Genomic DNA, 1619 nt, shown 5'->3' with positions numbered 1-1619 from the left:
TAAAAACTCGGATATTTGCAATTTTCATGCATCTTAAAAGCCTTTTCGCTTGCGGTTAAAAATGAAAGTCCCGGGGCAATCATAAATCCTTTTTGCGAACCAGAAACGGCGACATCGATATTCCATTCGTCAGTTTTGAATTCCATCGCGCATAAACTCGTTATTCCGTCAACAACCGATAACGCTCCATGATTTTTTATTATAGAGCATAGAGTTTTAATGTCGTTTGCAGCTCCCGTAGAAGTTTCGCTATGAGTGAGTGTGACGATTTTTATATCTTTATTTTTATTCAATTTTTCTTCCAAGACTTCAGGCTTTATTATATCTCCCGCTTTCGTTTCGATTTTTATAACCTCCGCTCCTCTCGATTTTGCAATCTTCGCCCATCTTGCCCCGAAATTTCCGATTGACAAACACAAAACTTTATCGCCTTCGTTTATTAGATTTTCCAAAGCTCCGCACATAGCTCCAGTTCCGCTCGCCGTAAATAAAAAGACATCGTTTTTCGTTTGGAAGACATATTTTAAATCTTCGAATACTTCTTTTAGAATATTTGAAAATTCTTTGCTTCTATGAGCCATAGGATGTTTTGCCATTTCCATTAAAGCCGATTCAGGCACGGGAGTGGGACCGGGAATCATTAAAAAAGTTTTATCTTTCATTATCAAACCTCTTAAAAATTTTTTAGAATTTAAAATTAAAAATATAATAATATAGAAAAAAATATTTTTTGTCAATACTATATATAGTATTAATAATATAATTAATTGTATTTTTTATTATCATCACTATATTATTTATATCCGAAATAATTTATTTTGTTTGGATTGCCACGCCTCACTCTGTTTGCTCGCCAAAGGCGGACTTTAGTCTTAGCAACGGCATAGGCTCTCAATGACAAAATAAAAATATTAGTCATTGCAAACGAAGTGAACAATCTAAATTTAGTAAAGTCAATTTTTAGAATTTTTAAAAAAAATTTGTTTTAAGTATTGACATATTTTTTAAAAATGTTATGATTTTTAAATAGAATAACGATAAATAAAATAACCGAAATAAAAATTTCGGGCTTTAGGTAATTAACGAGAGATAAATTCTCATGAAGAACAGAACAGAACAGAACAGAACAGAACAGAACGCTATTATTGTGTTCTAACCAATAATTTAAATTTTTATATATTACAATTTTTTAAATATTTCTTTGCGCTTTGCAAAAATCTATTAAATACATTTACTATTGTCATTCCGAGCATTTTCCAAAATGCGAAGGAATCCAGACTAAATAAAATTCGTTTTTATAATTTAGCTTCTTTAATATCGGATTGCCACGACTTCTTGCCAAAGGCACTCCTACGGAGACGAAGTCTCGCAATGACGGTGAAAAATAATTTTGAAATTCTAATAACAAGGGCTTGCCTCCAAAGGAGCGCACACTCTGTGGGCTGTAAAGCCGAAGCGCCCCCCTTATTGTCTAACTTTTTGGCTTCAAAAACTTTCGATACTTATCGAGGAAAAAGAAGAAACCTCGTTTGTATAAATAAAAAAATTTTTCAAGGAGATATAAAATGAAAAACATTAAAAAATTTCTTCTAACAATGGCAATGACGATGGCGCTCGGA

Annotated in this window: 2 protein-coding genes; one reads left to right on the top strand and one right to left on the bottom strand. The window is 32.3% G+C overall.

Features of this window, described 5'->3' with window-relative positions:
* On the bottom strand, positions 1-662 hold a 662-nt coding region (locus tag EZH24_RS11490; protein ID WP_137999230.1), incomplete at its 3' end, for a pyridoxal-phosphate-dependent aminotransferase family protein.
* A 709-nt stretch (positions 663-1371) separates the two neighbouring features.
* Here EZH24_RS11490 and EZH24_RS11485 point away from each other — a divergent pair.
* Positions 1372-1569, top strand: coding sequence for a hypothetical protein (locus EZH24_RS11485; RefSeq protein ID WP_137999229.1), 198 nt, complete (start codon positions 1372-1374; stop codon positions 1567-1569).
* Positions 1570-1619 lie beyond the last annotated feature (50 nt).

It is taken from the genome of Brachyspira catarrhinii, assembly GCF_005518285.1.
Lineage (GTDB): Bacteria > Spirochaetota > Brachyspiria > Brachyspirales > Brachyspiraceae > Brachyspira > Brachyspira catarrhinii.
Note: the sequence above shows the minus strand (reverse complement) of the source record. Positions and strands in the feature narration are given on the sequence as shown.

Coding starts and splice junctions, on each gene's coding strand:
- EZH24_RS11485 (WP_137999229.1), top strand. CDS start 1,372: ATGACGGTGAAAAATAATTTTGAAATTCTAATAACAAGGGCTTGCCTC.